The following is a 26748-nucleotide window of genomic DNA, read 5'->3' as shown; positions in this document are numbered from 1 at the left end:
CGGTCGGCGGCACCGGGCGAGCCGGTAGGTTCGGCCGGGTGACCGCGATGTCCGACTCCAGCGACTTCTCCAGCGCCCTCGTGGACGGGCCCTGGAAGCACGAGCTCGTGCCCGCGAACGGGTCGCGGTTCCACGTGGCGACGGCGGGCCCGGAACGCTCCGCCGGCGGCGGCCGGCCGCTGGTGCTGCTGCTGCACGGCTTCCCGCAGTTCTGGTGGGCGTGGCGCCACCAGCTCACGGCGCTGTCCGACGCCGGCTACCGCGTCGCGGCGATGGATCTGCGGGGCGTCGGCGCGTCCGACAAGCCGCCGTCGGGCTACGACGTGCCCACGGGGACGCGCGACGTCGCCGGCGTGGTGCGCTCCCTGGGTCACGACCGGGCCGTCGTCGTCGGGCACGGCACCGGCGGGGTGATCGCGTGGTCGATGGCGCACCTGCAGCCTGCGGTCACGGCCGCGGTCGGGGCCGTCGCGGCGCCGCACCCCGCGCGCCTGCACGTCTCCGGGGCGCAGCTGCTGACCCGCACGGCGCGGCGTCAGCTCGCGTTCTACCAGCTCCCGACGCTGCCGGAGCGCGCCCTCGTCGACGGCGACCTGGTCGCCCGCGCCCTCGACGCCGGGGCGGGCCGCCCGCTGCCGGCCGCGGACGCCGAGCTCTACCGGACGGTCATGCGCATCCCGTTCGCCGCCCACACCGTGATGGAGTCGCTGCGCTGGATGGTGCGCTCGACGCCGCGGCCCGACGGGCGGCGCTACCTGGCGTCCGTGCGCCGCCCGGTCGACGTCCCGGTCCTCCAGCTGCACGGCTCGGCGGACGGGTTCCTGCACCGCGAGCCGGCCGGGGTCGACGGCAGCGCGCTCGCGCGCGACTTCCGCTTCGAGGTGCTCGACGGCGCGGGCCACTACCTGCCCGAGGAGGCGGCCGAGCGGGTCAGCGAGCTGCTGCTGGAGTGGCTGGCGCACGCGACCGCGCCGGCCGCAGGCTGAGCCGGGACGTCAGCCCCGCGGGCCGGGCTTCACCAGCTTCGCCGCGGCGACCGGGTCCGTCTCGCCCTCGCCGTACGACGGGCACCAGCGCGCGACGGGGCACACCCCGCACGCGGGCCGGCGCGAGTGGCAGACGCGACGTCCGTGCCAGACGAGGTGGTGGCTGAGCATCGTCCAGTCTTTCTTCGGGATCAGCTCGCCGACCTCGTGCTCGACCTTCACCGGGTCCTGCTGCGTGGTCCAGCCGAAGCGGCGTGCCAGGCGCCCGAAATGGGTGTCGACCGTGATCCCCGGGACGTCGAACGCGTTGCCGAGCACCACGTTCGCCGTCTTGCGCCCCACCCCGGGAAGCGTGACCAGGTCCTCCAGGCGGGCGGGCACCTCGCCGTCGAACCGCTCGACCAGCGCCTGCCCCAGCCCGATGACGGCGCGCGTCTTGGCGCGGAAGAAGCCGAGCGGCTTGAACAGCTCCTCCATCTCGGCCGGGTCGGCGGACGCGTAGGCCGCGGCGTCGGGGTAGCGGGCGAAGATGGCGGGCGTCGTGGCGTTGACGCGCACGTCGGTGGTCTGCGCGGACAGGACCGTGGCGACCAGCAGCTCGAGCGGCGTGGTGAAGTCGAGCTCCGCCCGCGCGTCCGGGTACGTGACGGCGAGCTCCTTGTCGATGCGGCGGGCGCGGCGCACGAGCGCGAGGCGCGACTCCCCGGTGGGCGTCTCGGCGGGGCCGGCCGCGCCCGTGGGCGCCGTCGGCCGGGTCGACGAGCGGTTCTCTGCGGTCGTCTTCGGCACGTGGGCAGCGTAGCCAGGCCCTCCGACACGGCCACCGGGAGCGGCTCCGGGCACGGGGAGGCGCGCCACGCCGATGTGACGCCGGACACCCGGTTCCCGACGCGATTTGGTGCCGTGAGGCAGACTGAGAACTGGAACACAATCCCTTGACATCACCCGGACGACCCGCCGCGATCGCGGGAGGGCCGCCCCCGACCACGTGAGGATCCCTGTGGACGACACCGTCGTGCTCTCCGCCCCTCTCTTCGCGGACATGGACAGCGAGGAGACCAAGGCGCTCTTCGACTCCATGATCCCCGTCGAGCTCAGCCGGGGGGACGTCCTCTTCCGCGAGGGCGAGCCCGGCGATCGCCTCTACGTGATCGCGCAGGGCAAGATCAAGCTCGGGCGGCGCTCGAGCGACGGCCGGGAGAACCTGCTGTCGATCCTCGGCCCCGGCGAGATGTTCGGCGAGCTCTCGCTGTTCGACCCGGGCCCCCGCACCGCGTCCGCGTCCTCCGTGTCCGACGCCGTGGTCTACGAGCTGCGGCACCAGGCGCTCGTGCAGTGGATCGCCCAGCACCCCAGCGTCGCGACGACGCTGCTGAGCGCGCTGGCCCGCCGCCTACGCCGCACCAACGAGACGCTCGCCGACCTGGTCTTCTCCGACGTCCCCGGCCGGGTCGCGAAGGCGCTGCTCGACCTGTCGACGCGCTTCGGGGAGCCAAACGACGACGGCATCCGCGTGGCGCACGACCTCACCCAGGAGGAGCTCGCCCAGCTGGTCGGCGCCTCCCGCGAGACCGTCAACAAGGCGCTGGCCGACTTCGCCACCCGCGGGTGGGTCCGCCGCGAGGGCCGCGCCGTCGTCCTGCTCGACCTGGACCGCCTGGAGCGCCGCGCGCGCTGAGCCGCAGACGCTGCACGAGCGGGCGGGGGCGAGGGCCTTCGCCCGGTCGTATCCCTCCCGAAGTGGAGGGCGCCCTGGCGCCCGTGAGCGCGACCGGGCGAAGGGCCTCGCCCCCGTCAGTAAACGCCGGGCCGGGCGGCTGACGGTCAGGGGCGGTAGGCGCGCACGAAGACCTCCACGCCGGCGAGGATCCACGCGTCACGGTCCGAAGGCACCGTCCCCGGCGGACCGGGCGTCGCGGAGACGAGCCGCCCGAGGTGGACGGCGGCCCGGTCGGGGTCGTCCACCCGCAACCAACCCGCGTCGGACCACCGCGCAAGCCGGTCGGCCAGGGCTCGTTGCACCCGCAGCGGCCCGGCGTCCCACCACGCCGCGACGGCGTCCGGCCCGAGATGCGCCGCCTCGGCCCGCACCTGGCCGATGAGGGCCCGATGAGCAGTCGACTCCGTGCTCCCCCGCAGCCACCCGCCGGCGAAGCCGACCAGCGCCGGCTCGATCTCCGCGGCGCTCGCGACGCTGGCGAGGTGCCGTTCCACGAGGTCGACCTCGACCTCGGCGACCCGGCCGGCCGAGGCTGCGACGACGGCGTCGAACAGCGCCGACTTGTCGGCGAAGTGCTTGTAGATCGTCCGGGTCGATACCCCGGAGGCCTCGGCGATCGCGCCGATGCTGGCACGGACGTACCCGTCGGACGCGAACACCTCGAGCGCCCCCGCGACGATCGCCGCCCGTTTGTCCGCCCGCAGGTGCCCACTCGCGGGCCGGTCGCCGTCGTTGCCCATGTCTCCCCCTGCTCGTCGCTGGCGTTGTCGAGGCTAACATGTAAAGTGCTCGTTGTACTTTACCGACGACAGGAGCATGACGTGACCCGCATCGCCATCCTCACGGCAAGCACCCGCACGCACCGACGCGGCAAGGCGGTGGCCGACTGGGCCCTCGAGACCGCACGCCGGGTCGGCCCCGCCGACGCGACGTTCGAAGCGCTCGACCTCGCGTCCTTCGGCCTCCCCGTGCTCGACGAGCCCGCCCCCGCGGCATGGGGGGTCGTCGCCCACGACCACACCCGCAGTTGGTCCGAGGCGGTCGCCGGCTTCGACGGGTACCTCTTCGTGACGCCCGAGTACAACCACGGCGTTCCAGGCGTACTGAAGAACGCCATCGACTACCTCTTCTACGAGTGGAACGACAAGGCCGTCGGCTTCGTCAGCTACGGCGTCAACGGCGGTGTGCGTGCCGTCGAACAGCTGCGTCAGACCGCGGCCGAGCTCAAGCTCGCCGACGTGCGCACCCAGGTCGTGCTCAACACGTACACCGACTTCGACTACACCGGCATGGACGTCACGGACCCCACGGTCACCGGGACGTTCTTGCCGGCCGAGCGGCACGCCGACGACCTCGCCCAGCTCCTCCAGGAGCTCGTGACGTGGAGCCGCGCTCTCGCCCCGGTACGCGCCTTGGCGGGCGCCCGCTGATGGCTCCGGTGGGCTCGCGACCGAAAGCGGGCGCCCGCCGCGCGGCAACCAGCCGCGCCACGCTGCCAGTCGTGCTGGGAGGCTTCCTGGCTCTGCCGATGTCGATGTCGGGAGCGAGCGTCGCGATCCCCCGGGTCGCCGCCGACCTGGGTACCGGCGGCGCGGCCGCGCAATGGGTGGTGACGGCCTACTTCCTCACCGCCGCCGCACTCATGCTGATCGCCGGGTCGTTGGCCGACGCCGTCGGGCGGCGCCGGGTGTACCGCGCCGGCGCCGTGGCCTACGCGACCGGCAGCCTCGCCGCGGCCCTCGCGCCGGGGATCGGCGTGCTGCTCGCCGCCCGGGTGCTCACCGGCGCCGGGGCAGCGGGCGTGATGGCGGCCGGCGGGGCCCTTGTCGCCACGACGTTCTCGGGCCCGGCCCGCACCCGTGCGTTCGCAGCGGTGGGCACGACGGCGGGCCTGGGACTGGCTCTGGGCCCGCCCGTGTCGGGATGGCTCGTGGACGCCGTCGGCTGGCGCCTCGGGTTCGGCGTCTTCGCTCTGGCGGGCCTCGGCCTGCTGGCGGGGACCTGGGCGCTGCCCGACAGCCGTGCCTCGACCCGACCGCGCATCGACTGGACCGGCGCGGCGCTGATCGCGTCCGGCCTCGCGGGCACCATGCTCGCCGTCTCCCAGTGGCCCGGGCGCACCTGGACGGACCCCCTCGTCCTCGGCGCAGCCGCCGTCGGCGTGGTCGGCATCGGCCTCGCCGTCGCCGTCGAGAGGCGGGCGCCCCAACCCGTGCTGGACCTTCGGCTCCTTCGCCATCGCCGGTTCATGGGCTGGCTGCTCGCCGCGGGCACGATGGCGCTGGGGTTCGGCGGGGTGCTGTCATTCCTGCCCAGCTACCTGCAGTCCCCCGCCGGGCACAGCGCCACCGCGGTCGGCGCCGTGATGCTGCTGCCCACTCTTCCGATGGTGAGCCTGCCGCCGCTCGCCGCCCGAGCGGTCAATCGTGGCCTGAGCCCGAGGGCCCTCGTCACCGGCGCGCTCCTGCTGCTGGCCGCAGGCAACGCGTGGCTCACCATCCTTGCGCCCGACGTCGGCGTCGTCGCGCTCGCAGGCCCGCTCCTGGCTGTCGGCGCGGGTGTCGGGCTCGCGTCCGGAACCATCGATGCGCAGGCCATGGACCAGATCGACGAGAACCACGTCGGCATGGCGGCCGGGATGCTCAACACGGTACGCGCCGCGGCGAATGCGTTCGTCCTGGCGCTCTTCGGCGCTGCGCTCGTCGGGCTCCTCTCCGCCCGGCTGGGTTCACCGGAGCTCGCCGGGCGGGTGGTGACGGGAAATCTCCCGGTGACGGGCACCGACACCCTCGCCGACCACCTCACCGACGTCTGGCACCTCACGTTGTGGGCCGCGACGGGTGTGTGCGTCGCGGGCGCCGTCGCGGCCGGCGTCCTGCTGCGCGACGGCTCCCGGCGACGCGCACGGTGACGCAATGACGCGCACGGTGATGCGGATGGCATCAGGAACGATCTCGTCGACGTCCCTCGTCCACCACGAGGCCAACGACAAGAGCACCCGAGGATCAGGGAGCGAGCTCGACGATCAGCTCGACCTCGACCGGCGCGTCCAGCGGCAGGACGGCGACCCCGACGGCGCTGCGGGCGTGCACGCCCGCGTCGCCGAAGACCTCGCCGAGCAACGTCGACGCGCCGTTGACGACGCCCGGCTGGCCGGTGAACGACGGGTCGCTGGCGACGAAGCCGACGACCTTGACGACGCGAGCGACGGCGTCCAGCGACCCGGTGAGGGACCGGACGGCGGCGAGCGCGTTGAGGGCACAGGTCCGGGCGAGGTCCTGGGCGACGTCGGGCGGCACGAGGCCGTCACGCTCCCCCACCTTGCCCGTCGTCGGCAGCGCACCGCCTGAGAACGGCAGCTGGCCGGCCGTGTACACGTAGCTCCCGGAGCGGACCGCCGGCTGGTACGCGGCGACGGGGGCCGCGACGTCGGGCAGGGTGATGCCCAGCTCGGCGAGCCGGGCCTCCGGGGAGGTGGCGGCGGTCACTGGTCGCCCGTGGGTCGCTTGAGGTAGGCGACGAGGTTGGTGCTGTCGGGGCCGGGGACGACCTGGACGAGCTCCCAGCCGTCGGACCCCCACTGGTCGAGGATCGCCTTGGTGTTGTGGATCAGGAGGGGGATGGTCGCGTACTCCCACGTGGTAGCCATGCGGCTGATCGTAACCAGCGGTGACGGCCGCCACTCACCCGGAGGGTCACCTGCACGTTCCACGGCGCGGTGACGAGGGGTCCACAGGACCTGCACACCCGGCCCGTTCCGCTGCCCGTGCCGGCTGGATCCGACCCCGTACCCTGGTGGGCATGGCGAACCAGGATCCCCGCCGCATCACTCGCATGATGCCGGCGACACAGCTCGTCGCGCTCCTTCTCGCCTTCGTCCTCGCGGCGGTGGCCGGGGGCGTGCTCGCGGCGGGCCTGGTCATCCCGGTGGTCGCGGGCGCGAACGCCGCGGCAGACACCACGGTCGAGGTCTACGACGAGCTGCCCGCGGAGCTCGAGCCGAGCCCGCTGTCGCAGCAGTCGCGCATCTACGCGAGCAACGGCAAGCTCCTCGCTACGTTCTACGCACAGAACCGGATCGTCGTCCCGCTCGACGAGGTCTCCGAGAACATGCAGAACGCCGTCATCGCCATCGAGGACGAGCGGTTCTGGGAGCACGGCGGCATCGACATGCGCGGCATGACGCGCGCGCTCGCCAACAACCTCGGCAGCAACGCGACCCAGGGCGCCTCCACGCTCACGCAGCAGTACGTGAAGAACATGCTCATCGAGCAGTCGCTGCAGGACGGCGACGACTTCGGGGTCATCCAGGCCAAGGAGGACTCGATCAGCCGCAAGCTGCGCGAGGCGAAGATGTCGATCGCCCTCGAGCAGAAGATGGGCAAGGAGGACATCCTCCAGGGCTACCTCAACGTGGCCCAGTTCGGCTCGAAGAGCATCTACGGCGTCGAGACGGCGGCCCGCTACTACTTCGACAAGCACGCCTCCGAGCTGAGCATCGTCGAGGCCGCCACCGTCGCGGGCATCACCAAGTCGCCCAGCCGGTTCGACCCCTCGGTCAACCCCAAGGACGCGAAGGAGCGCCGCGACCTGGTGCTGCACAGCATGTGGTCGCAGGGGTACATCACGTCCGAGGAGTACGACGAGGCCAAGGCGAAGACGATCAAGGAGACGCTGAACGTCCAGCCGATCGAGATCGGCTGCCACGCCGCCGACAGCGCCGCGTTCTTCTGCGACTACGTGATCAAGGACATCGTCAACAACCCGGCGTTCGGCGAGACCCGCGAGGACCGGCAGCAGCTGCTGTACCGGGGCGGGCTTGAGATCACCACGACGCTCGACCCCAAGAAGCAGAAGGCCGCGGCGGAGTCGATCACCAACGCCGTGCCGGCCGACGACAGCAGCGGACTGGAGGCCGCGATCGCCTCCGTCGAGCCCGGCACGGGCAAGATCCTCGCGATGGCGCAGAACGTGCCCTACACGCCGCCCCAGGGCGACGCCGACGAGGACACCCGCACCACGCTGCTGAACTTCAATGCCGACCCGAACCACGGCGCATCGAAGGGGTTCCAGGTCGGCTCGAACTTCAAGCCGATCGTGCTGGCCGAGTGGCTCAAGGAGGGGCACACCCTCAACGAGACCGTCTCCTCCGTCAAGGTCGACCGATGGCCGCAAAACTTCAACGCGCCGTGCGTCGGCCTCACGAGCGCGGAGCCGTGGGGCCCCGCCAACTCCGAGGGCGCCGTCTACGGCAACCTGTCGGTGCTCAAGGCGACCTACCTGTCGGTGAACACGGCCTACGCCGCGATGGGCTACCAGCTCAACCTGTGCGACATGCGCGACACCGCCTGGGACATGGGCTTCCGCCCGACCAACTCGGGCGTGCAGAAGAAGACGGTCTACGACGCGAAGAAGTCGGACATCGACGTCCAGGCGCCGATGATCGTGGGCACGCAGGAGTCGACCCCGCTGTTCATGGCGGCCATGTATGCCACGCTCGCCAGCGGTGGCACGTACTGCGAGCCTGTCGCGATCACCGAGGTGACCGGCCCGGGCGGCAAGGAGTACAAAGTCCCGGGTGCCAGCTGCGACGAGGACGCGCTCCCGGAGAACATCGCCAACACGATCGTGTCGGCGATGGAGAACGTCCTGACCATCGGCACCGCGGCGGGCCAGGGCCTCGACGGCGGCCGCCCGGCGGCAGGCAAGACCGGCACCACGCAGTACTCGTGGCACACCTGGTTCACGGGCTTCACCAAGCAGTTGTCCACCTCGGTGTGGGTCGGCGACGTCGAGCGCAATGCCAACCACATGGGCATCACCGTGAACGGGCAGTACCACGAGCCCCTCTACGGCTCCGACGTGGCCGCGCCGGCGTGGAACGACTACATGAACATCGCCAGCGAGGGCATGCCGTTCGAGAGCTTCGGCGCCCCCGACCCTGCTCTGGTCGGCGCCGCGCCGCCGCCCGTCACCACCACCCCCGACTCAGGGGACGACGGTGGGGACTCGGGCGACGGCGGCGACTCCGACGGCGGAGACGGTGGCGACGGCGGTGACGGCGACTCGGGCGGCGGCGACAACGGCGGCGGCAACGGCGGCGGGAACGGTCGCGGCAACGGCGCCGACGCCGCCGAGTCCGCGTGGGACTCCATCACCTCCGGAGACTGGGACTCCCTCGGTAACGGCGGGGGCGACAACTGACCGCGGCGGCGCGCGCCGGGCGGGTGCTGGGCGGCCTCGCGGCCGTCGGCGTGGCCGGCCTGGCGTACGCCCACCTGGAGACCAAGCTCTTCACGCTGCGCCGCGTCACGGTCCCGGTGCTGCCGCCGGGAGAGCCCGACCTGCGGGTGCTGCACGTCTCCGACCTGCACCTGACGCCCACGCAGGAGCGCAAGATCGCCTGGGTGCGGTCGCTGGCCGCGCTGGAACCGCACCTCGTCGTCGACACCGGTGACAACCTGGCCCACCGGGACTCCCTCGGGCCGGTGCTGCACGCGCTCGAGCCGCTGCTCGAGCTGCCCGGCGCGTTCGTCATGGGGTCGAACGACTACTACGAGCCCGTGCCGAAGAACCCCGCGCGCTACTTCCTCCCCGACGCCCGGGTGGCCCCGTCCCGCCCGCCCGAGCTGCCGTCAGACGAGCTCGCCGAGGCGATGACCGCAGCCGGGTGGAAGGACCTCACCAACCGCCGCGACGTCGTCGTGGCGGACGGGCGCAGGCTCTCGCTCGTCGGGGTGGACGACCCGCACCTCGACCTCGACGAGTTCCCCACCCCGCTGGTTGAGCCTGTCGAAACCAGGGTCCCGTCGGCTTCGACGAGCTCAACCTCCGAAGTGCTGCACCTCGGCGTCGCGCACGCGCCGTACCGCCGGGTCCTGGACCGGATGCACGAGGACGGCACGGACGTCGTCCTCGCCGGTCACACGCACGGCGGGCAGCTCTGCCTGCCCGGTGTCGGCGCGCTGGTGACGAACTGCGACATCGACCGCCGTCGGGCGAAGGGCCTGCACGGCTGGCCCGGGCCGCGCCCCGACGAGGCCGGCGGCGCGGGCTCCACCTGGCTGCACGTTTCGGCGGGTGCGGGCACCTCCCCGTACGCCCCGGTGCGGTTCGCGTGCCGCCCGGAGGCGACGTTGCTCACGTTCACCGCCCGGTAGGCGGATCTCGTTTTCGTCTGGGGCGGATCGTCGGCTATTCTGAGCAGGCTTCCGCACGAGGACGTAGGTCCCGGTGCATGGAGCAAGTCCTTCGGGGTGTGGCGCAGCTTGGTAGCGCGCTTCGTTCGGGACGAAGAGGTCGCAGGTTCAAATCCTGTCACCCCGACCAGCCGAAAAGGGCCGCTGACCTGGGCATTCGCTCAGGACAGCGGCCCTTTCGCGTTGCCTGGGAGAGACCTCTTCGCGGGTGCTGGGCATCTATCTGGGCATCTAGAGACGGCCTTGACTTCTTCGTCGGGGGCTCGATGCCGCCGCATCGACCAAGGTCAGAGGGTTGCGCCGCCGTTACCGATCTCTTCGCCTACCGTGAGCGTGTGGCTGCCGAGTGAGCATCACAGCCGCGGCCACCAGTCGCGTCTCACCGGTGCGCGTCGGTCTGATTGCCGTGGCAGCCACCATGTTGGTGCACCGAGATGGTTGACTGATGATTTCGCGTAGGCGAAACTACCTGTCATGTCGTTGATTGCCGTGCGCGATGCCGCCGAGCGCCTCGGGGTCTCACCCCGTCAGGTGCAGCACCTCGTCGCCCAGGGTGAGCTCACGTCGCTGGCTCGCGGGGTCATCGACTCGGAGTCGATCGATCGGTTCCTCGCAGTGCGTGGCCAGCAGCGCACGCGCCCGTGGTTGCCCGAGACGGCGTGGGGTGCGGTCGCGATCCTTTCCGGGCTGGTTGCCTCCTGGATGGGCGAGACGCAACGGTCTCGCCTGAAGGCTCGGATGCGGTCCATGAGCGCCGCGGACCTGGTCGAGCGAACGCGGGAGCGCGCCGACGTCGTGCAGTACGCCGGGCACTCGTCCGTCGCTGAACGCTTGAAGCAGCGGATCGTGGACACGAGCGTGGCGCGATCCCGGCTCGGGCTGGCGGACGCCAACATGGTCGATGGCTACGTCGACGCGAACAAGCTCGACGAGCTGGTGCGCAGGTTCGGGCTCGTCCGCGACACCAGCGGCCTCATCACGCTGCGCACCACAACCTTCCCGACCGGCACGATCACACGCATCGCGGCCGCCGACACCGTTCTCACCGCACTGGACCTCGCCGGTTCGCTCGACACCCGCGAACGAACCGCCGGCATGGACGCCCTGACCGACGCCCTGGAGAAGCCACGTGGCTGATCGCCCCACGATCACCGTCCCGACGCCGGCGGGCGGATGGCTCGCACCGTGGCCCAACGTCGCCGAGATCGCTGCAGCCTTGCCGCACACCGCATGGACCCTTGTCGGTGGGCTGATGACCCAGCTCCACACGATCCACCACGGACTGGACGTCGTCCGCCCGACCAACGACGTCGACATCGTGCTGCACGTGGAATCCACCCGCGGTCTGCCTGCCCAAGCCTCACGCGTGCTCGAGTCCCTCGGCTACCAGATGCTCACCTCGATCGACCCACGGGAGCGCACCGCTCACCGGTTCGTCCGCGGCACCGACCGCATCGACCTGGTCACAACCAGGGACGACGTCGTCGACGTCGTCGACGTCCTCGTCGCCGACCACGCCGCGCCCCGCGTGGTCGAGCCGCTTCGTGGCCGTGACCTCGTCGCCATCGAGGGCGGCACCCAGGCGCTGCGCCGCACCGTCAACGCAGGCCTGGTCATCGACGGAGACCCGACGACGATCAGCGTGCCGAACGTGTTCGGGGCACTCGTCCTCAAGGCCGCCGCCTACCGGACCGACTCACGCGATCGCGAGCGCCACCTGCAAGACGCCGCCGCGCTGCTGTGCTGCCTGGACGACCCGTTCGCCGCACGCGAGACCTTCGCCGGGTCAGACCGCCAACGCATCGCCACGCTCACCCGAAACCTACCCGACCACTCCCGCTACTGGAACGCGATCCCGAGCGAAGCCCGCCGCGAAGGCCAGACAGCACTGCGCATCCTCGCAAGCTGAACACGACTCCGCTGGGGCATCTAAGTGGGCATCTACGGCATCCCCCACGGGCACGACAGTGACCGACGGCCAGGGACGATGAGGCGCGGAATCTCGCGCGTTCCCGCAGGTCGCAAGTCGCGCCACTGCCCTTCGGGACGAAGAGGTCGCAGGTTCAAATCCTGTCACCCGACCAGCCGAAAGGCCCTCTGGTCAGCGGAAACGCTGAGGCCAGAGGGCCTTTCGCTTTGCCCGGAGGCTCGGAGTCGCCCTCTGGGGGCGCACCTGGGGGCCTCGTTCTGGCGCGGCCGTCGATATCGAAGATCGCCCTCGACGTCGGCTGATGGGCGCGTCACGATGACGCCATGCCACTGGTTCCCTCCGTGCCCGCCGTCATTCGTCCCGCCACGCCCGACGACGCCGCCGGTTGCGCATTCGTGCACCACACATCGTGGGTCGAGACATACTCCGGGCTGCTCCCGGCGGACCACTGGGAGTCGGACACCCTCGAACGCCGCACGGCGACCTGGCAGCGCTGGCTCGACGACGGCATGGCGGTGACGGTCGCCGAGTCGGGCGGTCAGGTCGTCGGAATCGCCTTCGGCGGCGCGGGGCGTGGCGTCGGGGGCCACGAGCCGGTGCGCGGCCGCGAGCTCTGGCTGCTCTACGTGCTGGCCGCGCACCACGGGACGGGCGCGGGTCAGGCGCTGCTCGACGCCGTCCTGCCGCCGGGCACGCCCGCCCAGCTCTGGGTGGCCGAGGACAACCCCCGGGCGCGGCGGTTCTACGAGCGCAACGGGTTCGTGCCCGATGGCGCGCGCTTCGTCGACGACGGCCTCGCCGAGGTGCGCCACGTCCGCTAGCGGCCCCAGGGGGTTTCGAACCTCCGCAACCCCGACCTTTTCGTCACCCCCGCTCGGCGCCGCGTGGCGTGCCCCGGTGCGTGACGGCGGCCGGGCGGCCAGACTGGGGCGAACCGGCACCTGCGACTGGAGGTCCCATGCCCACCGAACCGATCGTCATCGTCGGCGGCGGCCTCGCCGCCGCCAAGGCCGCCGAAGCGGTGCGCGAGCGGGACGCGGACGTCGGTCTCGTCGTCGTCACGACCGAGCCCTGCGCCCCGTACGAACGTCCGCCGCTGTCCAAGGACTACCTGCGCGGACAGGCGGAGCGGGACACGCTCTTCCCGCTGTCTGAGGACTGGTACGCCGACCAGGGGGTCGAGCTGCGCACGTCGGACACCGTCGTGGGGCTGGACCTCGACGCCCGCCGGGCGACGCTCGCCGGCGGCGCCCAGCTGCCGTTCTCCCGGCTGCTGCTCGCGACCGGCTCGTCGCCGCGCATGCTCGACGTGCCAGGCCGCGACCTGGGGGGCGTGCAGTACCTGCGCACCCTGGAGGACTCCGACCTGCTCGCGTCCACGCTGCTGCCGGCGTCCCTGGAGGGCGACGGCCGCGTCGTCGTGGTGGGCAGCGGGTGGATCGGGATGGAGGTCGCCGCGTCTGCGCGGATGCTCGGCCTGGACGTCACGGTCGTGGGTCTCGACGAGCACCCGCTGGAGGCGGTGCTCGGGCCCGAGATGGGCGCCCTGTACGGGCAGGTGCACGCCGACCACGAGGTCGACCTGCGCCGCGGCGAGGTCATCGCCGTCGTCGGCCGCGAGGGGCGGGCCACCGGCGTCGAGCTGCACGACGGGACCGAGCTGGCTGCCGACCTCGTCGTCGTCGGCGTCGGCGCGACGCCCAACGTGGGCCTCGCCGAGGCCGCGGGCCTCCCGCTCCGCCCGCGCGCGGAGGGTGGCGGCGTCGTCGTCGACGCGACGCTCCGCACCTCCCACCCGGACGTCTTCGCCGCCGGCGACATCGCGTCGATCCCGTCACCGCACTACCGGCGCCCGCTGCGCGTCGAGCACTGGGCCACCGCCCTGGAGTCGGGGGCGCACGCGGGCCGCGCGCTGCTCGGCGACGACGCCCCCTACGACGTCCTGCCGTACTTCTTCAGCGACCAGTTCGACGTCGGGATGGAGTACAAGGGGTTCGTCGACCTGCGCAGCGGCGGCTACGAGGTCGTCGTCAGCGGCTCGGTGTCCGACCGCGAGCTCGTCGCGTTCTGGCTGCGCGACGGCGCCGTGCATGCCGGGATGGCCGTGAACGTCTGGGAGCGGATGGACGACGTCGAGGAGCTGATCCGCTCGGGCCGCAAATTCCCCCGCGCCGAGCTGGAGGGCTTCACCGGCTGACCAGGACGCTCACCGGGCGCTCCGTCAGCGCGCCCCCGTACACCACCGCTGCAGCTTGGACTCGTTCTGTACGGAGTCGAGGACGCGGACCCCGTCCACGGTGCCACGCCAGGCGCCGCCGCCGACCGTGACGACCCCGGACGACGTGCCCGTGAGCGGTGCGGCCGACGCCTGCCCCGTCAGCCCGACCCCGCCGAAGCCGTCCAGCGGGCACGTCCACAGGTCCGCGGTGCCCGTCACCGAGTTCCGCATGCCGACGACGAACGTCCAGCTCCCCGGCTCGGGCGCGACGTCGGAGACCGCCGTCGCGTGCGTGGTGCCGTCTCCCGTGCCCACGGAGAACGACCAGCAGGTCCCTGTGCTCGAGGTGCACGAACCGTCGGCCACCGTGCCGAGCGCGAACCCGGTGCGGTCGCCCTTACCCTGCGTGACGACGGTCGTGGTCTCGCCGTCGGCCGCCGGCTTGAGGAACGCCGCCACGGTCACGTTGCCCGCCGGGTCGACGACGCGCTCCCGGGTGGTCGCGCGGTCGCCGGCGCCGTCGAACGCCAGCGCCCCGTCGTCGGGCGCGCCGCCGAGCTCGGTCATGGGCCCCGTCGACCAGAGATCCTCGCCGGACAGCGTCAGCTCGTGGTCTGCGGACAGGGTGTTGGCGGCCGTCGTGCCCGCCAGCTCGTCGAACCACCAGGTGGCGCCCTGTGCCACGGGGAAGGCGACGGAGAACTCGTACCGGCGCACCGGGCTGACGTTCCCCGCCGCGTCCACGGCCTGGACGACGAGGAAGTTCAGCCCCGGCTCCGTGGGCGCGTGCTCCACCACCTCGCCGGGCTCGGCCCGGTCGGCCAGGGCGTCCGAGCCGAAGGAGTACCGGTAGTACGCCACGTCGGCCGATCCCGGAGTCTCGAAGCGGAAACCCCCCGTCAGGTACAGCCCGCCGGAGACCACGCGCTCGGCGTAGACGGCCGGGTATCCCTCGACCGGGGTGACGCCGGGCTCGTTCGGCGATCGCGTGTCCACGGTGAGCTCGCATCGCTCGGGAGCGGTGAGGTTCCCGCTCGGCAGCACCGCCTGCGCGGTCCACCGGTAGCGACCACCGTGCTCGAGGACCCCGCTCGGCACGGTCCGCACGTGGCGGCTGCCCGACGCCTGCGCCGCGGTCGGGGCGGAGCGCCAGACCCGGGCCCCGGTGTCGAGGTCCCGCACCGTGAAGACGGCGCGCATCGTCGTCGGGAACGGTTCGCGCGCGTTGGACAGCTCGGCCACGAGCCGCGGCGTCGTACTGCGCACGGCGGGCCGGTCGCGCCCGACGACGCACGGCCCGACGGGCGAGCCGAGCACGCCCGCGCCCACCGGCGTCACGACGTCCGTCATCGCCAGGTCCACGACGAGCGACGCGCCGGGGCCGACCGAGGCACGGCCACATCGACGACAGTCCTCGTCGGCGGCGCGCAGCCCGAACGCGAGCGGCAGGCCGGAGAGGACGGCCCGGCCGACCCCGGTCGTGACGTCGAGCTCGAGTGTCCGGCCGCCGCCGCACGCCTCCGACGCGGCGACGTCGAGCACCTCGCCCCACTGCGAGGCCGAGGACGCCCACGACGTCGAGCCGGTCACGGCGGGGACGGCGTGCACCTGCAGGCGGCGCACGCCGCACTGCCGATCCCGGACCACCGGGACGGAGAGCGTCGCGGAGACGACGACGCCGTCCTGCAGCGCAGCAGGCTCGCCGAGGTCACCGAAGTCGTACGCGACGCGCTGGACCCCCTGCGCCGGGCAGCCCCGCCCGCCGTCGCCGACGCACCTGCCCACCGTCCGGGCGCGGTCGAACCCGTGACCCGTCGTGAGGGACGGCGCCGCGCTGCGGATCGTCGTCCGTGCCGAGGGAGCCGACTCGAGCACCACCCTGCCGCTCTCCGGGGCCGCGGCAGCGGTGGTCGCCTGCGGTGGGAGTGCGTCGCGCGGCACCGCCGTCGCCGCCGTCCCCCCGAGCGTCGCGAGCAGACCCGCGACGGCGAGTGCCGCCATTCCTCGACGTCCTCGACCCACCAGATGACCACCGTTCGCCGCGCGTCGACGGCCGCTGACGGCCGCCCGGGCAAGCCCTCGTCGGCCCGGCCCGGCCAGACCGTACCGAGACCGGGCATTCCGGTACATACCTGGGCTCAGATTTCACCCGCTCGGCGTCCACCGAGAGAACCGGCGCACGGGTCGTGCCCTACGCAGACCCGGGGGCGGCCTCCGCACGACCTGCACGAGCACCCCACCGAGGGCCTGCGGCGTCTGGCACGATCGGCGCCGTGACCCGTTTCCGTGCCGCCGTCGTGGTGGTCGTCGTCGCCGCCGTCGGCCTCGCGCTCGCCCTCGTGTGGCGGGCGACGACGGGCGGCCTACCCGGCCCCGTGCGCGACGCCTCGACACGGGCGGAGCAGGTCCCGGGGGTGGTCGACGTCGAGACCCGGCACGACACGCTGGGCGGGTGGCCCGACCAGGCCGCGACGACGTACGTCGACTGGACCGTGCGGCTCGACCCGGCCCTCTCCCCCGCCGACGCGCAGGCGGCCGCCGACGCCGTGGCCGCCGCGGTGCGGCTTCCGGAGTCGCTGGAGGGATCGACGGCGGGATCCCTGACCATCGCGGCGGGAGCTCCCGGCACCGGCGCGGCCGACCACGACGGGACCGCGCTGAGCCTGCGGGATCCTGACGACGGCGCGGTCGCGCTCGCCTACACGGTGCTGGCGGCGGGCGCCTCGGCCGTGGACGACACCAGCGTCACGGTCCCCGACGCGGCCAAGCTCGCCGGGGTCGCGGCCCTCCTGGAGTCGGCCACGACGTTCCAGCCCCCGAGCCTGCTGCGCACCTCGGACGACGCTGTCGTGTACGACGCCGGCCTGGTGCCGCGTGCCGCGACGGCCGAGCTCGTCGCCGACGTGGCCGGGCGGGCCGGCGTCGTGGGGGTCGCCTTCACCTGGGAGCAGACGAGCCCCAGCGACCTGACGGTGACCACGACGGCCCGGCCGGGTTCGCCCGCCGCCACGGCGCTCGCGACCCGGCTCGACGGGGCGCGCCGCTCCGCCGTCGTCACCCCGACGTCGTACACCCTGGTCGCCGGCGACGGGACGGCGACCGCCGGGTGGGTCGCGGGCCTCGAGCCGCCCCGGACCGTGCCGCGCACGGTGCCGCTGCCGGACGCCGTCGAGCCGTGGCCGGCCGACGCCGGGGCCCTCGACTGCACGGGCTCCGACCTCGGTCTGACGCTGGGGGCGCCCGATGCGGCGCTCGGCAGCCGGTATCTCGCGGTGCGGGCCCAGAATGTCTCCGGCCGGCCGTGCGCCGTCGAGGGCGTCCCGAGCATCGCGTTCCTGAACGCCGACGGCGACGAGCAGGACGACGTCCTGGTCACGGCGGCGGCCCCGGGCGTCGTGCCCGGCCGCGTGGTGGTCCCGGCGGGCGAGTCCCTGCTGGCGACGCTCGAGTGGGACGCGATGTCGACGGCGAACGACCCCGACGTCACGACCGCGCTCGCCGTGACGCCGGTGCCGGGCGCGGACCCGGTGCGGCTCGTCCCCGAGGTGCCGGGCGGCGCCGGGACCTCGGGCGGGCCCGCCGGGCTGGACGTGCTCGACGGCGCCGACGTGCAGGTCGGGCCGTGGGCGCAGGCCGCCGACGGCTGGTCGTAGCCGGCCGGGAATTGCCGGCCGGGAATTGCCGGCCGGGGGTCGTCACCGGCCGGTCACCCGAAGGTGAACGTGTAGACCGTGACCCCCTCGGGCACCTCCAGCTCGACCACGCCGTCCGTCGGCCCCTCGCCGCGGAGGACGTCGTACAGGGTCGGGTTCCCGGACACGTCGATCTCACGCTCGGAGCGGACGCCGCCGTCGGGGCCCGTGACGCGGGCGCTCACCGTGCCGGACCCGCCGAGCACCGCGAACACGTCCGTGGACCGATAGGCGAGCCGGAGCGACGCGCCGTCGGCGGCCGCGGTCGCCCCCTGGAAGTCGACGTCCCACGTGCCGCCGAGCGAGAACGTGTCCTGCGGCTGGTCGTCCGGGTGCTCGAAGTTCTCCCGGCCCGAGCCGTACTCCGGCTCGCCGGAGTAGTTGAACACCTTGTTCAGCGCGAGGTACGTCTCCGGGGTCGTCTCGCCGTCCGGCGTCGCGTCGACGACGTCGGTGGCGGGCGGGAGCTCGACGTCCGGGTCCGCCGCCCGCAGCAGGTCACGGACGTGCTGCTCGGTGGTGGCGTAGTCGCCCTCGCCGTGCTTGATGTAGCGGACGGTCCCGTCGGCGTCGATCAGGTACTCCGCCGGCCAGTACCGGTTCCGGTAGGTGGTCCAGGTGGAGTACGCGTTGTCCTGCGCGATCGGATAGGCGACGCCGAGGTCGCGCGCGCCGGCCACCACGTTCCGCGTCTCCCGCTCGAACGCGAACTCGGGCGTGTGCACCCCGATCACCTCGAGGCCGGCGTCGCGGTAGGCGTCGTACCAGGCGTTGACGTGCGGGATGGCGCGCTGGCAGTTGATGCACGAGTACGTCCAGAAGTCGATCAGCACGACCTTGCCGCGCAGGTCGGGGAGGTCGATCGCGCGGCCACCCGGCGTGTTGAGCCAGGTCGTGATGCCGGTCAGCGGCGGGGCGGTGCCGCAGTCCGCGAGCTCGGTCGAGCCGTTGTCGCAGTTCGACAGCTCCCGGTTGGCGTCGGTGACGATGCCGCCCAGGTCGAGCGCCTCCTGCACCGACGTGTTCTCGTCCACCTGCTGCTGCAGCGCGCCCGTGTAGTCGGGCAGCGCCCGCTGCAGCTGCGCCGGGAGGTTCAGCGCGAGCGCGCCGGCGAGCAGGATGACGACGACCCCGCCCGTGACCCGGATCCCGCGCTGGTGACGACGGAACGCGGAGACCCGCTCCGCGACCCGGCGCCCCGCGAGCGCAAACACCAGCAGCGGGATCGCGGCCCCGACGGCGAACGACACCGTGAGCGCCACCGTCCCCGGCCCGATGTCCCCCGTCGCGCCCGCGACGGTGATCGCCGCCAGCACCGGACCCGCGCACGGCACGTACAGCACGCCCAGGCCCAGGCCCAGCAGGAACGCGCCCCGGTCCTGGCTCGCCGTCCGGCGCGAGCCCAGCGACGCGAGCCGCAGGAACGGCCGCTCCAGCACCTCCTCGAACCGCGGCACGATCATGCCGACGCCCAGTGCCGCCAGCAGCACGATGCCGGCCCAGCGCAGCAGGTCCTGCGGCAGCCCGAGCGCACCGAGGAGCAGCGAGCCCAGCAGGGTCATCACGCTGAAGCTCAGCACCAGGCCCGCGATGACCAGGTAGGGCCGCCACGACCGCTCCGGCGCGCGTGCGTGCCCGCCCCCGCCCGCGGGAGCGACGGGCCCGGGCGACGTCGGACCGTTCGGGTCGATGCCGGACACGACGCGGCCGCCGGCGCCTGTGCGCACGGCCGTCGGCACGTCGAAGCGCAGCGCCGGAGGCGCGCCCCTGGGTGCCGCAGCGACGGCGGGCGCGGAGACCTCCACGACGTCGGCCGACCAGCGGTCGTCCGCGTGCTCACCGTCGTCCGCGTGCTCACCGTCGTCCGCGTGCTCACCGTCGTCCGCGTGCTCGGCGGCGCGCGGGTCGCGCGCGCCCTGGACGCCGCCGGCGAAGAAGATCACCGGCAGCATCGGCAGGATGCAGGGCGAGATGCCGGTGATGAGCCCGCCGAGCAGTCCGATGAGGATCAAGGTCTCCATGTCCCCGGTTCGGAGCGGCGCCACGGGCGGATGGGCCACGGGCGGATGGGCCACGGGCGGACGGGCCACGGGCGGACGGGCCGGGCCGCCCGGGTCCGGCAGCCGACCCATCCGGGCCCGCCACGGCTCCGAACCCCCGGTGAAGCGCCCCGGAGACGTGGGGCGACGACGCTAGGAGAGACCGATGAACGTTCGCACTCGCACCCGCACCGCCGCCGCCGGCTTCGCCACCCTGGCCCTGCTGGGGCTCGCCGCCTGTTCGTCCGAGACGGAGCCCGCGGACACGTCGACGGAGGAGTCGATGACGCAGGAGTCGCCCAGCCCCACCGAGGAGCCGATGGACGAGATGGAGTCCGAGGGCTCCGAGGACATGGCCATGGACCCCGCCGCGAACCTCGTCGGGCCGGGCTGCGAGGCCTACGCCGAGCAGGTCCCCGACGGCGCCGGCTCCATCACGGGCATGTCGACCGACCCTGTCGCGGTGGCGGCGTCGAACAACCCGATGCTGAAGACGCTGACGTCGGCCGTCAGCGGCGAGCTCAACCCCGACGTCGACCTGGTCGACACGCTCAACGGCGGGGAGTTCACCGTCTTCGCGCCCGTGGACGACGCGTTCGCGCAGGTGGACCAGAAGACCCTGGACACGCTGTCCACCGACGCGGACCTGCTGACCACGGTGCTCACGTACCACGTGGTGCCCGGCCAGCTCCTGCCCGAGGACGTCGCCGGCGAGCACGAGACCGTGCAGGGCGACACCCTCGAGGTCACCGGCTCCGGCGACGAGATGAAGGTCAACGACGCGAGCGTCGTCTGCGGCGGCGTCATGACGCAGAACGCGACCGTCTACCTCGTCGACTCGGTGCTCATGCCGCCGATGTGATCGCGACCGGACGGCTGAGGGCCGCCGCACCTTCGGGTGCGGCGGCCCTCGCCGCGCCGCCCGGCTCCGGTCGGAGGCCTCAGGTCTCGATCGTCACGACCGGGTCGGTCGTGGGCGCCGGGGACCCGCCCTCGGGCTCCAGCGTGACGGCGACGACCTTGCCGGCACCGCCCTCGACCAGCGCCCTCGACACGCCACCGGACGCGGCGGGCATCAGCCCGGCGGGCTCGGGCGCGTCGCCCTCCACGATCCACAGCTGCCAGTCGTGACCCTCGCCCGGGGCGGGCATGCCGGCCGCCGACACCAGGACGTCGTCGCCGGACACCAGCGCGGTCGCCTCGCCGCCACCGGCGACCGGTGCCGTCACCAGCTGCGCGCCGGGGTCCGCCAGCATCTGCGCGACGCGGTCCGCCTGCTGCTCGAGCTGCACGTTCTCCCGGTGCTCGCGGACCGCGACCGTGGTCGGCACCGCCACGGCCACCACGGCGGCGGCCGCCACCGCGAGCACGCCCCACCGTCTGCGACTGCGGCTCGACGCCGCGCCGTCGGCCCGGGCGGGAGCGCTCCCCGGCACGCGGGACGTCGCCTGGGCCGTCGCCGCGACGCGCTCGAGGACCGCCCCGCGCAGGTGCTCCGGCGGCGCCTGCTCGACCGCGAACGAGGCGACGACCTCGCGGTACTCGTCGAGGGCGCGGCGGGCGTCCGGGTCGGCGTCGAGCAGCCGCTCGACCGTCCGGCGCTCGAGGTCGTCGACCGCGTCCAGCGCGTAGGCGGGGAGCAGCTCCCACGCCTCGCCGTGCTCGTCAGCCACGTCGCACCCCCAGGCAGTCGCGCAGGCGGCCCAGGCCGTCCCGGATCCGGCTCTTGACGGTGGGCAGCGCGGCTCCGAGCCGGTCGGCGACCTCCCGGTACGTGCGACCCCCGTAGTACGCCTCGACGACGGCCTCGCGCTGCGTCGGCGTGAGCGCGTCGAGGCACCGGCGGACGGCCGCGCCCTCGAGGCGTCGCTCGACGTCCTCGGCCACGACGTCGCGGGGTGCGGAGCCGAGGGAGGAGTCGAGGTCGCGCTGGTCGCGGTCGCGGCGCGCCTGCTCGGACCGCACCCGGTCCACGGCCCGCCGGCGGGCGAGCGTCGCGACCCAGGTGCGTGCGGAGGCGCGCGCGGGGTCGAACCGTGCCGCTGTCTGCCACACCTCGACCATCACCTCCTGGGTCACCTCGGCGGCGTGATCCGGGTCGCGGAGCACGCCGAGCGACGTCCCGTAGGCGACGGGCGCCAGCGCGTCGTAGACGGGCCCGAACGTGGCCGGGTCACCGCCGGAGCACGCGACGAGCGCGGCGTCGACGGGCGTCGTCGTAGGAGGCGGCACCTCGTCAGTCTGCCCCACCACGCACAGGGTTCGTCACGGAGGCGCGCTCGGATGGGTCCGCGCGCCCGTGTCCCCCGTCACGCGCGGCCGCCGGACACCGCGCATGGCAACGTGCGTGCTGACGCGATCCGCGAACGGTCGGCTCGCGGATCACGTCAGCACGCACGTTGCCGAGGGCTCAGGCCTGCCGGCGCTCGCGCACGGCGGCGGCGAGGGTGCCGAGCAGCTCGGCGGTGGTGTCCCAGTCGACGCACGAGTCGGTGACGGACTGCCCGTAGACCAGCGAGTCCAGCGGCCCCGGCTTCTGCGCTCCGGCGACGAGGAAGCTCTCCATCATCAGGCCGGTGATGCCCTGCTCCCCCTCGGCGAGGCGCCCGGCGATCTCGCGCACCACCTCGGCCTGCCGCACGTGGTCCTTGCCGGAGTTGCCGTGCGACGCGTCGACCACGAGGCCCGCCTCCACGGCCCCGCCGAGCCCGGACGTGCGCGCCACCGCCAGCGCGTCCGCGACGTCGGCCGCGCCGTAGTTCGGCCCCCCGCGCCCGCCGCGCAGGATGACGTGGCAGTCCGGGTTGCCGGTGGTCTCGACGGCGGCCGCGCGCCCCTCGGCGTCCGCCCCGAAGAAGGTGTGCTCGCTCGCCGCGGTGATGCAGCCGTCGACGGCGATCTGGATGTCGCCGTCGGTCGCGTTCTTGAAGCCCACCGGCATGGACAGGCCCGACGCGAGCTGCCGGTGCACCTGCGACTCCGCGTTGCGCGCCCCGATCGCGCCCCAGGTCACGGCGTCGGCGATGTACTGCGGGCTGGTCGGCTCCAGGAACTCGCACGCGGCGGGCACGCCGGCGTCGAGCACGCCGAGCAGCACCTCGCGCGCCAGGCGCAGGCCGTGGTGCACGTCGTGCGTGCCGTCCAGGTGCGGGTCGTTGATGAGCCCCTTCCACCCGACCGTGGTGCGCGGTTTCTCGAAGTACACCCGCATCACGACGACCAGGTCCTCGGCGAGCTCGCGTGCCAGCGGCGCCAGGCGCTGCGCGTAGTCGAGCGCGGCGGCCGGGTCGTGCACGGAGCACGGCCCGACGATGACGAGCAGGCGGTCGTCCTCGCCGCGGAGCACGTCGCGCACCTCGCGGCGGGACGTCGTGACGAGGTCGCTGCGGGGGGTGCCGAGCGGCAGCTCGGCACGCATCACGCCCGGGGCGGGCAGGGGGTCCAGCGCGCGGACGCGCAGGTCGGAGGTCTCGGCCATCAGCTCAGTATCGGGCCGGCCGGGTTCGGACGGCGCGGGACGGACGGCGGTACCGGCAGCAGTACCGGTGGCGGCGGACGTGGTGGTCATCGCGGGGCTCCTGGTCAGACGGTGGGGGCGGGGCGGTCGGGCGGCGGTCCGGCGTCGTCGTCGAACGTGGCGTGTGCCCGACCGGAGCGGCCCGTCTGACGACGAAGGGCCCCGGACGCGGTCGCGTCCCAGGCCCTGTGCTGGCTCCGGTGGTGGGTGTCGGTCAGGCGCGAGCCCGCCGAGCTCCTACCGGAGCCGGCGTAAAGCGCCAATACCAACGGGTGTCCACGAAGAGGAACGGTACGCGGCGGCGCGACGCGGGTCCACCCGAGTCCACCATCCGGGCGCGGCGGCCCGGCGGTCCCGCGGCGCCGGCCCCGCTGGCGCGTGGCGGACGGACGAGTAGCGTCGGCCGCGTCACGACCCTCGCCGCCTCACCGTCTGCCGAGGTCAGGATGCCGACCCCCGCCACGCCGTCGACGCCCGAGGAGCTGTTCGAGCACTCGCCCGAGGGGCTCGCGATCTGCGTGGCGTTCTCCCGCCTGGTGGCCGACGTCACGGGCGACGACGTCGCGGTCCGCACCACGAAGACGCAGGTCGCGTTCCGCCGGCGGCGCGGCTTCGCATACGTGTGGCCACCGTGGGTCGGCCTGCGGGACCACGTCGACGCCCCCGCCGTCGTGTCGTTCGCCCTCGGGCAGGAGCTCGCCTCGCCCCGCGTGAAGCAGGTCGTGCACCCGTCGTCGCGCGTGTGGATGCACCACGTCGAGGTGCGCGATCCGGGCGAGCTGGACGACGAGATCGCCGGCTGGGTCCGCGAGGCCTACGACGCCGCCGGCTGACCGACGCGGGTCTCCAGGAGCCCGCGGCGGGCACGACGACGCGGCCCGGCGTCTCACCAGGTGGCCTTCCCTGTGGCGTGTTCCACATTTGTAACGCGCCTCTGGTTGAGTACGCGCAGCCACGCTTGCTCGGGACGACCGTCCCGGGCGGCGGGCAGCGCGCCCGGCAACGACCCGCCGGGCCCGGACACCGTGGAGGAAGCCTTGAGAGTTCGCACCACCAGTGCGGTCGGGGTGGCGGCGCTGCTGCTCGCCGCCGTCGTCGCGCCCGGCGTCGCCGCCGCGTCGCCCGCCGTCGACGGACCGCCCACCACCGACACTCCCGCCCAGAGCACACCGGACGACCGTCCGGACGCGCTCGCCGCGAAGCGCACGGCCATGAAGCAGCGGGCGGTCGACCTCGTCGCCACCGGCGACGCGAAGGTCACCACCCGGAGCAAGGGGACGGCCTCGTCCCAGGCCGTCAAGGTCGGCAAGGGCCAGTGGGTCGAGTACGAGACCGAGCAGACGGCCCAGCTCCTGACCTTCCTCGTCGAGTTCGGCGACCAGGCCGACCCGCGCTACCCGGACGCGCCGTCGGGCCCCGGGCGCAACGAGATCCCGAAGCCGGGCCGCACGGACAACTCGACCTACTGGGAGTCGGACTTCTCCCGCGAGCACTACCAGGAGATGTTCTTCACCGGCCTGGAGGACCAGGGCGGGCAGTCGTTCGCGGGCGTCTACGACGAGATGTCCTCGGGACGCTTCGACCTGCAGGGCGACGTGTCCGACTGGGTCACCGTGCCGTACGCGCAGGCCTCCTACGGCTCGAACCTCAAGGACCCGGAGACGGGCGAGCGCCTGGGTGAGTCCCAGACGGACATGACGCGCTTCGTCCAGGACTCGGCGAACGCCTGGTACGACGACCAGATCGCCCAGGGCAAGACCCCGCAGGAGATCACCGACTACCTCCAGTCGTTCGACGTCTGGGACCGGTACGACCTGGACGGCGACGGGATCTTCGACGAGCCCGACGGGTACATCGACCACTTCCAGGCCATCCACGCCGGCGAGGGCGAGGAGGCCGGCGCCGCCGAGTCGACGATCTGGTCGCACCGCTGGGCGGTCAACCAGGCCGGGATCGGAAAGGACGGGCCCGCCGGCTTCCCGAAGGTCGGCGGCATCAGGATCGGCGACACCGACCTGTGGATCCGTGACTACACCACCGAGCCGGAGAACGGCGGCCTCGGCGTCTTCGCGCACGAGTTCGGCCACGACCTCGGCCTGCCGGACTACTACGACACCGCGGGCGGCGACAACGGCACCGCGTACTGGACGCTCATGAGCGGCGGTTCGTGGCTGAGCGAGCGGGGCGCCCCGATCGGCACGACGCCCAACCACATGGGCGCCACCGAGAAGATGTTCCTCGGCTGGTCCGACTACACGACGGTCGACGCCGGCGAGAGCGCCACGGTGGACCTCGGCCCCGCCTACCACGCCACGAACGACGCGCAGGCGGTCGTCGTGGACCTGCCCGACGGCGAGAAGACGATCGACGTGCAGGAGCCGCAGGACGGCAAGTACCTGTACTCCGGCACGGGCGACGACCGCACCGCGACGGCCACGTCGCCGTCGTTCACCGTGCCCGCGGGCGGCACGCTGACGGCAAAGGCCGCCTACGCCATCGAGACCGACTGGGACTACGCGTACGCGGAGATCTCGACCGACGGCGGCGCGACGTTCACGTCGCTGCCCACGAACCTGTCGACCGCCACGGACCCGAACGGCCAGAACACCGGCCACGGGATCACCGGCACCACCAAGGGCGCGTGGGTGGACCTCACCGCCGACCTCTCGGCGTACGCCGGGCAGGAGGCGCAGGTGCGGTTCCGGCACGTCAACGACGCGGCGGCTCACGAGCTGGGCTTCGTCGTCGACGACGTCGCCGTGGGCGACGCGCTCGTCGCCGACGTGGAGGACGACGCCGCGGGCTGGACGCTCGACGGGTTCTCCGTCATCACGGACGGCAGCTACACCCAGGTGTACTCGCACTACTACGTCGCGGAGAACCGCCAGTACGCCGGGTACGACACGACGCTGAAGACCGGGCCGTACAACTTCGGGTTCCGGACGAGCGCGCCGAACACCGTGGAGAAGTTCCCCTACCAGGACGGCCTGCTCGTCTGGTACGTCAACAGCCTGTACGGGGACAACAACACCTCCCAGCACCCCGGTGGTGGCCAGGCCCTCCCGGTGGACGCCCACCCCAAGGCGTTGACGTGGTCGAACGGCGCGGTCGCGGGCAACCGCATCCAGCCCTACGACGCGACGTTCGGCGTCACCCCGACCGACGGCCTCTGGCTCCACCGCCAGCTCGAGGACGGGACCATGACCCGGCTCGTGACCGGGCCGAAGCGCGGCGCGCGGGTGTTCGACGACTCCGACCCGTACGCCTACTACGACCAGGCGAACCCCGGCGGTTCGGTGATCGTCGGCGGCACCGGCACGACCATCGAGGTCAAGAGGGTGCACGGCAGGTCGGGCGTCATGACGGTGAAGGTGAACTGACACATCCCGGAGGTTGACCCGTCGCTGGTCGAGCCTGTCGAGACCTTGGTCTCGACAAGGTTGACCC

23 protein-coding genes and 1 tRNA gene are annotated in these 26748 nt (G+C 73.2%); 15 read left to right on the top strand and 9 right to left on the bottom strand.

Annotated elements, in window-relative coordinates; translation table 11 throughout:
• Positions 1–47 precede the first annotated feature (47 nt).
• Entirely contained in the window at positions 48–986 is a 939-nt protein-coding gene (locus ABD254_RS13565; protein ID WP_344249300.1) for an alpha/beta fold hydrolase, read from the top strand.
• A 9-nt stretch (positions 987–995) separates the two neighbouring features.
• On the opposite strand, the gene nth is transcribed toward ABD254_RS13565, so the two are convergent.
• A complete protein-coding gene (gene nth, locus ABD254_RS13560) occupies positions 996–1670 on the bottom strand; it encodes an endonuclease III (RefSeq protein ID WP_344249298.1) in 675 nt (224 codons plus the stop codon).
• Positions 1671–1986: 316 nt separating this feature from the next.
• Here nth and ABD254_RS13555 point away from each other — a divergent pair, with 316 nt between their 5' ends.
• Positions 1987–2664 carry a Crp/Fnr family transcriptional regulator gene (locus tag ABD254_RS13555; protein WP_344248954.1) on the top strand — a complete coding sequence of 226 codons (678 nt, stop codon included), beginning with the start codon at positions 1987–1989 and terminating at the stop codon, positions 2662–2664.
• Between the two features lie 146 nt (positions 2665–2810).
• On the opposite strand, the gene ABD254_RS13550 is transcribed toward ABD254_RS13555, so the two are convergent.
• Positions 2811–3446 carry a TetR/AcrR family transcriptional regulator gene (locus ABD254_RS13550; protein ID WP_344248953.1) on the bottom strand — a complete coding sequence of 212 codons (636 nt, stop codon included), beginning with the start codon at positions 3444–3446 and terminating at the stop codon, positions 2811–2813.
• Between the two features lie 81 nt (positions 3447–3527).
• On the opposite strand from ABD254_RS13550, the gene ABD254_RS13545 reads away from it, so the two are divergent.
• Both ABD254_RS13545 and ABD254_RS13540 read left to right on the top strand, forming a co-directional pair.
• The gene (locus ABD254_RS13545; RefSeq protein WP_344248952.1) at positions 3528–4136 is read left to right on the top strand and encodes an NADPH-dependent FMN reductase; all 609 of its coding nucleotides are present in this window, start codon (positions 3528–3530) and stop codon (positions 4134–4136) included.
• A gap of 71 nt (positions 4137–4207) precedes the next feature.
• Positions 4208–5617 (top strand): MFS transporter, encoded by a 1410-nt coding sequence (locus tag ABD254_RS13540; protein WP_344248951.1) that lies wholly within the window; start codon positions 4208–4210, stop codon positions 5615–5617.
• A 94-nt stretch (positions 5618–5711) separates the two neighbouring features.
• Here the strand turns inward: ABD254_RS13540 and ABD254_RS13535 are convergent, their stop codons facing one another.
• Both ABD254_RS13535 and sp36 read right to left on the bottom strand, forming a co-directional pair.
• Positions 5712–6194, bottom strand: coding sequence for a RidA family protein (locus ABD254_RS13535; RefSeq protein WP_344248950.1), 483 nt, complete (start codon positions 6192–6194; stop codon positions 5712–5714).
• Positions 6191–6355 (bottom strand): Sp36 family protein, encoded by a 165-nt coding sequence (gene sp36, locus ABD254_RS13530; protein ID WP_188522161.1) that lies wholly within the window; start codon positions 6353–6355, stop codon positions 6191–6193. The genes ABD254_RS13535 and sp36 overlap by 4 nt, the downstream gene beginning before the upstream one ends.
• Positions 6356–6507: 152 nt before the next feature.
• On the opposite strand from sp36, the gene ABD254_RS13525 reads away from it, so the two are divergent.
• The 7 genes from ABD254_RS13525 to ABD254_RS13495 all read left to right on the top strand — a co-directional run bounded on the left by ABD254_RS13525 (position 6508) and on the right by ABD254_RS13495 (position 14032).
• Complete coding sequence (locus ABD254_RS13525) at positions 6508–8910, top strand: transglycosylase domain-containing protein (protein WP_344248949.1); 2403 nt, start codon at positions 6508–6510, stop codon at positions 8908–8910.
• A gap of 23 nt (positions 8911–8933) precedes the next feature.
• The gene (locus ABD254_RS13520; protein ID WP_344248948.1) at positions 8934–9866 is read left to right on the top strand and encodes a metallophosphoesterase; all 933 of its coding nucleotides are present in this window, start codon (positions 8934–8936) and stop codon (positions 9864–9866) included.
• A gap of 92 nt (positions 9867–9958) precedes the next feature.
• Positions 9959–10035, top strand: a tRNA-Pro gene (locus ABD254_RS13515).
• A gap of 617 nt (positions 10036–10652) precedes the next feature.
• Entirely contained in the window at positions 10653–11042 is a 390-nt protein-coding gene (locus tag ABD254_RS13510) for a hypothetical protein (RefSeq protein WP_344248947.1), read from the top strand.
• 115 nt (positions 11043–11157) lie between these two features.
• A complete protein-coding gene (locus ABD254_RS13505) occupies positions 11158–11814 on the top strand; it encodes a hypothetical protein (protein WP_344248946.1) in 657 nt (218 codons plus the stop codon).
• Between the two features lie 344 nt (positions 11815–12158).
• Positions 12159–12656, top strand: coding sequence for a GNAT family N-acetyltransferase (locus ABD254_RS13500; RefSeq protein WP_344248945.1), 498 nt, complete (start codon positions 12159–12161; stop codon positions 12654–12656).
• A 137-nt stretch (positions 12657–12793) separates the two neighbouring features.
• The gene (locus ABD254_RS13495) at positions 12794–14032 is read left to right on the top strand and encodes an NAD(P)/FAD-dependent oxidoreductase (protein WP_344248944.1); all 1239 of its coding nucleotides are present in this window, start codon (positions 12794–12796) and stop codon (positions 14030–14032) included.
• A gap of 24 nt (positions 14033–14056) precedes the next feature.
• On the opposite strand, the gene ABD254_RS13490 is transcribed toward ABD254_RS13495, so the two are convergent.
• Complete coding sequence (locus ABD254_RS13490; RefSeq protein WP_344248943.1) at positions 14057–16054, bottom strand: LamG-like jellyroll fold domain-containing protein; 1998 nt, start codon at positions 16052–16054, stop codon at positions 14057–14059.
• A gap of 272 nt (positions 16055–16326) precedes the next feature.
• On the opposite strand from ABD254_RS13490, the gene ABD254_RS13485 reads away from it, so the two are divergent.
• Positions 16327–17706: a DUF4232 domain-containing protein gene (locus tag ABD254_RS13485; RefSeq protein ID WP_344248942.1), complete on the top strand. Its 1380-nt coding sequence runs from the start codon at positions 16327–16329 to the stop codon at positions 17704–17706.
• Between the two features lie 53 nt (positions 17707–17759).
• Here ABD254_RS13485 and ABD254_RS13480 read toward each other — a convergent pair whose 3' ends face one another.
• On the bottom strand, positions 17760–19766 hold the full coding sequence (locus tag ABD254_RS13480) for a cytochrome c biogenesis protein CcdA (RefSeq protein WP_344248941.1): 2007 nt from the start codon (positions 19764–19766) through the stop codon (positions 17760–17762).
• A 184-nt stretch (positions 19767–19950) separates the two neighbouring features.
• Between ABD254_RS13480 and ABD254_RS13475 the strand changes: the two genes are divergently transcribed.
• Positions 19951–20646 carry a fasciclin domain-containing protein gene (locus ABD254_RS13475; RefSeq protein WP_344248940.1) on the top strand — a complete coding sequence of 232 codons (696 nt, stop codon included), beginning with the start codon at positions 19951–19953 and terminating at the stop codon, positions 20644–20646.
• A 79-nt stretch (positions 20647–20725) separates the two neighbouring features.
• Here the strand turns inward: ABD254_RS13475 and ABD254_RS13470 are convergent, their stop codons facing one another.
• From ABD254_RS13470 to ABD254_RS13460, 3 genes are all read right to left on the bottom strand, one after another.
• Positions 20726–21457 (bottom strand): anti-sigma factor, encoded by a 732-nt coding sequence (locus ABD254_RS13470; RefSeq protein WP_344248939.1) that lies wholly within the window; start codon positions 21455–21457, stop codon positions 20726–20728.
• Positions 21450–22034, bottom strand: coding sequence for a sigma-70 family RNA polymerase sigma factor (locus ABD254_RS13465; protein ID WP_344248938.1), 585 nt, complete (start codon positions 22032–22034; stop codon positions 21450–21452). The genes ABD254_RS13470 and ABD254_RS13465 overlap by 8 nt, the downstream gene beginning before the upstream one ends.
• Positions 22035–22194: 160 nt before the next feature.
• Positions 22195–23262 carry a 3-deoxy-7-phosphoheptulonate synthase gene (locus tag ABD254_RS13460; RefSeq protein WP_344248937.1) on the bottom strand — a complete coding sequence of 356 codons (1068 nt, stop codon included), beginning with the start codon at positions 23260–23262 and terminating at the stop codon, positions 22195–22197.
• 485 nt (positions 23263–23747) lie between these two features.
• Here ABD254_RS13460 and ABD254_RS13455 point away from each other — a divergent pair, with 485 nt between their 5' ends.
• Both ABD254_RS13455 and ABD254_RS13450 read left to right on the top strand, forming a co-directional pair.
• Positions 23748–24134 carry a DUF5655 domain-containing protein gene (locus tag ABD254_RS13455; RefSeq protein WP_344248936.1) on the top strand — a complete coding sequence of 129 codons (387 nt, stop codon included), beginning with the start codon at positions 23748–23750 and terminating at the stop codon, positions 24132–24134.
• 204 nt (positions 24135–24338) lie between these two features.
• Positions 24339–26681 carry an immune inhibitor A domain-containing protein gene (locus ABD254_RS13450; protein WP_344248935.1) on the top strand — a complete coding sequence of 781 codons (2343 nt, stop codon included), beginning with the start codon at positions 24339–24341 and terminating at the stop codon, positions 26679–26681.
• Positions 26682–26748 lie beyond the last annotated feature (67 nt).

This window comes from Isoptericola hypogeus (assembly GCF_039531145.1).
In the GTDB taxonomy this organism is placed as follows: domain Bacteria; phylum Actinomycetota; class Actinomycetes; order Actinomycetales; family Cellulomonadaceae; genus Isoptericola; species Isoptericola hypogeus.
The sequence above is the reverse complement of the archived record's forward strand: the minus strand, read 5'-3'. Positions and strand labels throughout refer to the sequence as shown.

What these genes read in the sequence shown, in the direction of transcription:
- ABD254_RS13475 (WP_344248940.1), top strand. Translation starts at nt 19,951, where the DNA reads ATGAACGTTCGCACTCGCACCCGCACCGCCGCCGCCGGCTTCGCCACC.
- ABD254_RS13460 (WP_344248937.1), bottom strand. Translation starts at nt 23,262, where the DNA reads ATGGCCGAGACCTCCGACCTGCGCGTCCGCGCGCTGGACCCCCTGCCC.
- ABD254_RS13490 (WP_344248943.1), bottom strand. Translation starts at nt 16,054, where the DNA reads ATGGCGGCACTCGCCGTCGCGGGTCTGCTCGCGACGCTCGGGGGGACG.
- ABD254_RS13500 (WP_344248945.1), top strand. Translation starts at nt 12,159, where the DNA reads ATGCCACTGGTTCCCTCCGTGCCCGCCGTCATTCGTCCCGCCACGCCC.
- ABD254_RS13565 (WP_344249300.1), top strand. Translation starts at nt 48, where the DNA reads ATGTCCGACTCCAGCGACTTCTCCAGCGCCCTCGTGGACGGGCCCTGG.
- ABD254_RS13525 (WP_344248949.1), top strand. Translation starts at nt 6,508, where the DNA reads ATGGCGAACCAGGATCCCCGCCGCATCACTCGCATGATGCCGGCGACA.
- sp36 (WP_188522161.1), bottom strand. Translation starts at nt 6,355, where the DNA reads ATGGCTACCACGTGGGAGTACGCGACCATCCCCCTCCTGATCCACAAC.
- ABD254_RS13505 (WP_344248946.1), top strand. Translation starts at nt 11,158, where the DNA reads ATGACCCAGCTCCACACGATCCACCACGGACTGGACGTCGTCCGCCCG.
- ABD254_RS13550 (WP_344248953.1), bottom strand. Translation starts at nt 3,446, where the DNA reads ATGGGCAACGACGGCGACCGGCCCGCGAGTGGGCACCTGCGGGCGGAC.
- ABD254_RS13495 (WP_344248944.1), top strand. Translation starts at nt 12,794, where the DNA reads ATGCCCACCGAACCGATCGTCATCGTCGGCGGCGGCCTCGCCGCCGCC.
- ABD254_RS13455 (WP_344248936.1), top strand. Translation starts at nt 23,748, where the DNA reads ATGCCGACCCCCGCCACGCCGTCGACGCCCGAGGAGCTGTTCGAGCAC.
- ABD254_RS13480 (WP_344248941.1), bottom strand. Translation starts at nt 19,766, where the DNA reads ATGGAGACCTTGATCCTCATCGGACTGCTCGGCGGGCTCATCACCGGC.
- ABD254_RS13510 (WP_344248947.1), top strand. Translation starts at nt 10,653, where the DNA reads ATGAGCGCCGCGGACCTGGTCGAGCGAACGCGGGAGCGCGCCGACGTC.